Source organism: Flavobacterium sp. UBA7682, from assembly GCF_002482945.1.
GTDB lineage: Bacteria > Bacteroidota > Bacteroidia > Flavobacteriales > Flavobacteriaceae > Flavobacterium.
This window is the reverse complement of sequence record NZ_DLGY01000023.1, coordinates 20,476-27,175: the sequence shown is the minus strand read 5'-3', so window position 1 is coordinate 27,175 and position 6,700 is coordinate 20,476. Positions and strand designations below refer to the sequence as shown.

Here is a 6,700-nt window from a genome sequence, read left to right as displayed (position 1 = left end):
GATTATGTGGTTTATGTGAAATTGCTTCACTATGGCGAAGGTCCTGTGGGTAAAGATTGTATTATCAGAACACCATCTGTAGCTACTAAAATGGTTGTTACATCAGCGTTTGCTGCTAAAGCTTATCCAAACCCATTTGCAAACAACTTCTTGATTGATTTGACCACAGAGAGCAAATCATCAGTAAGTATCAAGGTTTATGATATGGTTGGAAGAGTTGTAGATCAAAGAAGCGTTGCTGTTTCGGATATGAAAAGTATGACTATTGGTGAGCAATACCCAAGTGGCGTTTACAATGTTATTATTACACAAGATGAAGAAGTGAAAACCCTTCGAGTGATTAAACGATAATTAAAATTAAGAATTAAGGAATTGGAGTTTAAGAATTCCGGTTCTGATTATATAGAAATCCCTGTCTCGGTAAACGAGATGGGGATTTTTTTTTGGTAACAAAGAGTGTAAAGTTAGCTAAGGGTTTTTACTGGGAATTGGGTGGATGAAAGTGTTTTATGTGAATTTATGGTTAATTAAAATGTTGTTTGCTATTTATTTATGGCTTTTGCCTTGAAAGCTTCAAATTTATTTATATTTGTAATCGTTATAATGACCAGTGTGGTTGATTGTAATATTAATTACTTTTATAGTTAATTAGTTATTTTGGCTGAGTTGAGATGTAGTATTTATTTTAATTACATTTTCTGATGTCTGCTTGTATTTTAAACTTTTAAATTATTTTAATCATAACCTAAAAAATGTTTCTAAAAGACAAAACGTTATTAATCACCGGTGGTACAGGATCACTTGGTAAAGCACTTACTTCACATATACTTCATAAGCATCCTGAAATAAAGAAGCTAATCATTTACTCTAGAGATGAGCAAAAGCAATTTGAGATGGCGCAAGACTATCCTTCACAAAGCTATCCTCAAATTCGGTTTTTTATTGGGGATGTTCGCGATAGAGAGCGATTAATGCGTGCTTTTAAAGGAGTTGATTATGTAATTCATGCCGCTGCAATGAAGCATGTGCCTATTGCAGAGTATAATCCGGATGAGTGTGTGAAAACAAATATTGGTGGTGCTGATAACGTAATTCACGCTTCATTAGAGACTACTGTTGAACGCGTTGTAGCCTTGTCAACAGACAAAGCTTGCGCTCCAATAAATTTATATGGTGCCACCAAGTTAACGTCGGATAAATTATTTGTTGCTGCTAATAATATTAAAGGCCATAACCCAATTCGATTTTCGGTAGTTCGCTACGGGAATGTGATGGGTTCAAACGGTTCGGTTATTCCTTTTTTTATTAAGAAGAGAAAAGAAGGCATATTGCCTATTACTGACCCTGAAATGACAAGATTTAATATCTCTTTGCAAGGCGGTGTTGATATGGTTATGCATGCTTTAGAACATGCTTGGGGCGGTGAACTTTTTGTGCCAAAAATACCTTCCTATAAAATATTAGATGTAGCGGAAGCTATAGGACCAGAATGCAAAAAAGAAGTGGTCGGAATTCGTCCGGGAGAAAAGGTTCATGAAGAAATGATTACGGCTTCTGATTCTTTTAATACCTACGATTTAGGAAAATACTACGCCATTTTGCCTTCCAGACCTAATTGGTCAGTGGAGAACTTTGTCAATACCTTAGATGCAGTAAAAGTGCCGGTAGGTTTTACTTATAATTCAGGAGAGAATACTGAATGGGAAACGGTAGACAGCATGAGGGCTTTGATAAAGGAACATGTTGATTCCAATTTTGTGCTATGAGAAAAGCGATCCCCTATGGAAGACAAAATATTACTTCGGAAGATTTAGCGACTGTCGTTGAAACTTTACAGTCAGACTACCTTACCCAAGGGCCAATGATTGCCTCTTTTGAAGAAGCTTTTGCAAAATATATAGGCAGTAAATACGCCGTGGCTGTTGCCAATGGAACTGCTGCACTTCATTTGTGCACTTTAGCGTTAGAAGTTAAACCCGGGCAAAAAGTAATCACAACACCTATCACTTTTGCTGCTTCTGCCAATTGTGTTCGGTATTGTGGCGGCGAGGTAGTTTTTGCAGATATTGATCCGGAAACCTATCTCTTGGATTATCAATCAGTTGAGAAATTACTCGAAGCGTCTCCATCAGGAACCTATCAAGGTATTATTCCGGTTGATTTTGCCGGAAGAGCCGTCGACTTAGAAAAATTTAAAGCGTTAGCCGATAAATACAACCTATGGATAGTGGAAGATTCTTGCCATTCACCCGGTGGTTATTTTATTGATAGCAATGGAAATCACCAAAATTGTGGCAACGGAAATTTTGCCGATTTAGCCATATTTTCTTTTCATCCAGTCAAGCACATCGCTTCGGGTGAAGGTGGAATGGTTACCACTAACGATGAAAAGTTATATAAAAAATTACTGATGTTAAGAACGCATGGCATAGTAAAATCTGAAGATTTATATACTAATTCCATAGAGTTCGCTGGTGGTGATAATAATTATCCCGGTTGGTATATGGAAATGCAGGAGTTAGGTTTTAACTATAGATTAACCGATTTTCAAGCTGCTTTAGGCTTAAGCCAATTAAAAAGAGCCAACGAAGGAATCGTCAGAAGAAGAAATATTGCTCAAAAATATGAAGAAGCCTTTAAAGGTAAATCATTTATAAAAGGTCAATCCGGAGTTGTTGAAGGACATGCTTATCATTTGTATATCCTAGAAGTAGCCGATAGACTAGGTCTCTATAATTATTTGAGAACTCAAAATATTTTTGCCCAAATACATTATATTCCTTGTCATTTAATGCCTTATTACAGACAAATGGGATGGAAAGATGGTGACATGCCCAAGGCGGAAAACTATTATAAACACTGTATCAGTTTGCCGATGTATCCAACATTGACAGAGGAAGAACAACAGTTTGTAATTGATAAAGTCGTTAGCTTTTACAATAAAGAAATATGAAAAACATAGCTGTTTTTGGAGCCTGTAGAGAAGGATTGGAAGTTTACCGAAACTTGTATTCTTCATCATTAATTAACCATCAAGAAGTAACTTTTGTTTTTATTGATAATGATAGCAGATTGAGTGGTTCCACTTACGAAGGTGTTAAAGTATTGAGTCCTTATGAAGCAGATCTTTCGCTTTTTGATTTGATTGTAGTAGGTATTATAGCTTTTGAAAGGGTTAAAGAACAATTAATTTCCTTAAATGCAGCTCCTGATAAGATTAAGAGATACTATTCAGAAGCTTACTATAGTGATCAGTCTAGAAGAGTTGGGATGGCAAGCATTGGGAAATATTCCTATTTTAAACCCAGCACTATTTTGTATAATGTTGAGATTGGAAATTATTGCCATATTGGTGCAGATTGCAGACTTGGACTTATCGGACATGATGTGAATAGATTAACCACTTATCCTTTTGAATATCAATTTGGCAAAAGCAAAGAAAGTTTTGATTGTTCAAAAGACAAAACGATAGATTTAAAAAAGCAAAATGTTTTAAAAATTAGGCACGACGTTTATATAGGTGAAGGCGTTACCATTATGTCTGGCATAGAGATTGGCATTGGTGCAGTAATAGGAAGTAAATCGGTTGTGACCAAAGACGTTCCTCCATTTACCGTTGTTGCCGGTACACCGGCTAAAATTCTTTCTGAAAGACTTACCCCTTCAGAAAGGACTGCTTTGTTAGAAAGCAAATGGTGGGAATTCGATAAAGAAGAGGCTTTCGCCATTTTAAATAAAATTGTAAATACCTAAATTGATTTTTCATGAAAGAGAAGTTGATATTGGGAACGGTTCAATTCGGAATCAATTATGGTATTAATAATTCCATAGGCATGCCTTCGGAGAATGATGTCAATGCTATTTTAGCTTGCGCCTATAATTCAGGAATAAGAACACTTGATACTGCAGCAGCTTATGGTTTGGCGGAGAACAGAATTGGTAATTTTCATGAACTAAATGCTAATCAAAAGTTTACGGTTAATACAAAATTCAGTAAAGATTCCTCGGTAACCTGGTTGCAGTCTTTGATCAACAGTATTCATTCGATGAAGCTGGAACAAATAGACACGATTATGTTTCATTCCTTTGAATCCTATCTCAATAATAAGCCCGATTTAAAGGAGATTTATGACGCCGGAGCTTCCCGATATTTTAAAAGAATAGGGGTTTCTGTTTATACCAATGAGGAAATGGAAGCTTTAATTAATGATGAATGGGTAAGCGTTGTACAGCTTCCTTTTAATTTATTAGACAATCATTTGAAAAGAAATGCTATTGTTGAAAAATTGAGAGAACAAAAAAAAGAAATACACACCCGTTCTTGTTTTTTGCAAGGATTATTTTTTTTAAATCAGGATAAAGTCCCCGAAAAGTTAACGGCTGTTAAACCCTTTTTAAATAAGTTAAAGCAAATAGCTGTTGAAAATAAAATCGAAATGGGACATTTGGCTTTGCAATATGCCCTGAGTAAAAGTTATATCGATAAGGTGCTAATTGGAGTTGACACCGTAACGCAACTTGAAAACAATATCAAATGGGCAGAAGAGACAATTGATGGTGCAGTTTTCAATCAAATTGATTTGATAAATGTGACCGATTTAGACTTGTTAAATCCTTCAAAATGGTAATGAACAAAATAATTATAGTAACCCAAGCCAGAATCGGAAGTAGCAGATTTCCCGAAAAAGTTCTTCAAACACTAGGAGATTCAACTTTATTGGGCGTTCATCTGGAAAGGCTGAAAAAGTCAAAATTGGCAAGCCAAATTATAGTGGCTACCACTCATGAAAACAAATCAGACCAAATAGTAGCCATTGCAAACAATGCCGGAGTTGAAGCTTTTAAAGGTTCGACCGAGGATGTTTTGGATAGGTTTTACCAATCAGTGGCGAATCATAATCCGGATTACGTTGTTAGGGTAACTTCTGATTGTCCTTTGATTGATGCCATCCTAATAGACGAGGTCATTAGCATGGTACAAGAACACAAACTTGATTACGGCGCCAATATATTGATTGAGAATTTTCCCGACGGACAAGACGTAGAGGTTTTTACTTTTAAAGCTTTGCAAAAAGCATGGGAAGAAGCCACATTATCATCCGACAGAGAACATGTTACTCCTTATATTCGAAAAAATACAGATTTCAATAATGGCAATATGTTCAAAGCTAGGAATTACAATGCTCCCGAAAATTTTAATCATGTGAGAATGACCGTTGATGAACCGTCAGATTTAGAAACGGTAGCGGTCTTAATTCAAAAATTAGGCATTGACAAAGACTGGAAGTCTTACACCAATTACATTATAGAACATCAGGAAATATTAGAGAATCAAAATATTATCAGAAACGAAGGCTATTTAAAATCACTAAATAAAGATACAAATGGGCAATAGAACGGGACAAAAATTATATGAAAAAGCAAAATCACTAATTCCCGGTGGTACAATGCTATTATCCAAAAGACCGGAAATGTTTTTGCCGGACAATTGGCCGAGTTATTTTTCTAAATCAAAAGGAAATAAAGTGTGGGATTTGGATGGAAACCAATTTACCGATATGTCGATCATGGGAATTGGTACCAATACCTTAGGTTACGGTCATGACGAAGTAGATGAAGCTGTTATGAAAACAGTTCTTAATGGCAATATGAGTACCTTAAATTGTCCTGAGGAAGTTTACTTAGCGGAGAAACTTATTGAAATGAATCCTTGGGCAGATATGGTTCGTTTTGCTCGAAGTGGTGGAGAAGCCAATGCCATTGCCATCAGAATTGCCCGCGCTGCCTCCGGAAAAGATAAAGTAGCCATTTGCGGTTATCACGGTTGGCATGATTGGTATTTGTCTACTAATCACAACAGCGGTGACGGCCTTTCGGGACATTTATTACCTGGTTTAGAACCAGCAGGTGTTCCAAAAAATTTAAAAGATTCTGTTTTTCCTTTTCATTACAATAACATTGAAGAATTGGAAACCATCGTAGCGACTCAAGATATTGGAGTAATCAAAATGGAAGTGGTTAGAAATTTTGGCCCTGAGGATAATTTTTTACAGAAAGTCAGAGATTTAGCTACCAAGAAAAATATCGTCCTTATCTTTGATGAATGTACTTCGGGATTCAGAGAAACCTTTGGCGGTATTTATAAAAAATATGGAGTTGAGCCGGATATGGCTATGTATGGTAAAACGATTGGAAACGGATACGCCTTGACCGCAGTGGTTGGAAAAAAATCAGTAATGGAAGCTGCTCAGAAGACTTTTATCAGCAGTACCTTTTGGACTGAGCGAATTGGTCCGACAGCGGCTTTAAAGACGCTTGAAGTTATGGAGCGCATCAAATCTTGGGAGATTATTACTGCCAAAGGGAAACAAATGCAGGAAGGATGGCAAAAGTTAGCGAATGAAAATAACTTGTCCATCACAGTGTCAGGAATTCCATCACTAACTACTTATGCTTTTAATAGTGATAATGCCTTGTTGTTCAAAACCTTTATCACTCAGGAAATGTTGAAAAAAGGATTTTTAGCCAGTACTAATTTTTATGCTTCAATTGCGCATGAAGATGTCGATTTTGAGCAATATTTTTCGGAATTAGATACGGTTTATAAAAAAATAAAAGAACATGAAAATGGTACTTTAGACATTAATTCTTTGTTAGAAGGACCTATTTGTCATTCGGGTTTCAAGAGATTAAATTAGTC

Annotated in this window: 7 protein-coding genes; all 7 read left to right on the top strand. The window is 36.1% G+C overall.

Annotation, left to right across the window (positions count from 1 at the left end; genetic code table 11):
* Positions 1–351 (top strand): T9SS type A sorting domain-containing protein (locus B3C16_RS05975; RefSeq protein ID WP_291129828.1); only part of this gene is annotated, 351 nt, incomplete at its 5' end.
* A 401-nt stretch (positions 352–752) separates the two neighbouring features.
* The gene (gene pseB, locus B3C16_RS05970) at positions 753–1,766 is read left to right on the top strand and encodes a UDP-N-acetylglucosamine 4,6-dehydratase (inverting) (RefSeq protein ID WP_121312923.1); all 1,014 of its coding nucleotides are present in this window, start codon (positions 753–755) and stop codon (positions 1,764–1,766) included.
* On the top strand, positions 1,763–2,953 hold the full coding sequence (gene pseC / locus B3C16_RS05965; RefSeq protein ID WP_121312924.1) for a UDP-4-amino-4,6-dideoxy-N-acetyl-beta-L-altrosamine transaminase: 1,191 nt from the start codon (positions 1,763–1,765) through the stop codon (positions 2,951–2,953). The genes pseB and pseC overlap by 4 nt, the downstream gene beginning before the upstream one ends.
* Positions 2,950–3,753, top strand: a complete 804-nt coding sequence (locus B3C16_RS05960) for a CatB-related O-acetyltransferase (protein WP_291129823.1) — start codon at positions 2,950–2,952, stop codon at positions 3,751–3,753. Before pseC ends, B3C16_RS05960 begins: the two co-directional genes overlap by 4 nt.
* Positions 3,754–3,764: 11 nt before the next feature.
* Positions 3,765–4,628 (top strand): aldo/keto reductase, encoded by an 864-nt coding sequence (locus tag B3C16_RS05955; RefSeq protein WP_291129820.1) that lies wholly within the window; start codon positions 3,765–3,767, stop codon positions 4,626–4,628.
* Positions 4,628–5,395 carry a cytidylyltransferase domain-containing protein gene (locus B3C16_RS05950; protein ID WP_199717107.1) on the top strand — a complete coding sequence of 256 codons (768 nt, stop codon included), beginning with the start codon at positions 4,628–4,630 and terminating at the stop codon, positions 5,393–5,395. Before B3C16_RS05955 ends, B3C16_RS05950 begins: the two co-directional genes overlap by 1 nt.
* A complete protein-coding gene (locus B3C16_RS05945) occupies positions 5,385–6,698 on the top strand; it encodes an aminotransferase class III-fold pyridoxal phosphate-dependent enzyme (RefSeq protein ID WP_291129817.1) in 1,314 nt (437 codons plus the stop codon). The genes B3C16_RS05950 and B3C16_RS05945 overlap by 11 nt, the downstream gene beginning before the upstream one ends.
* Positions 6,699–6,700: the final 2 nt, after the last annotated feature.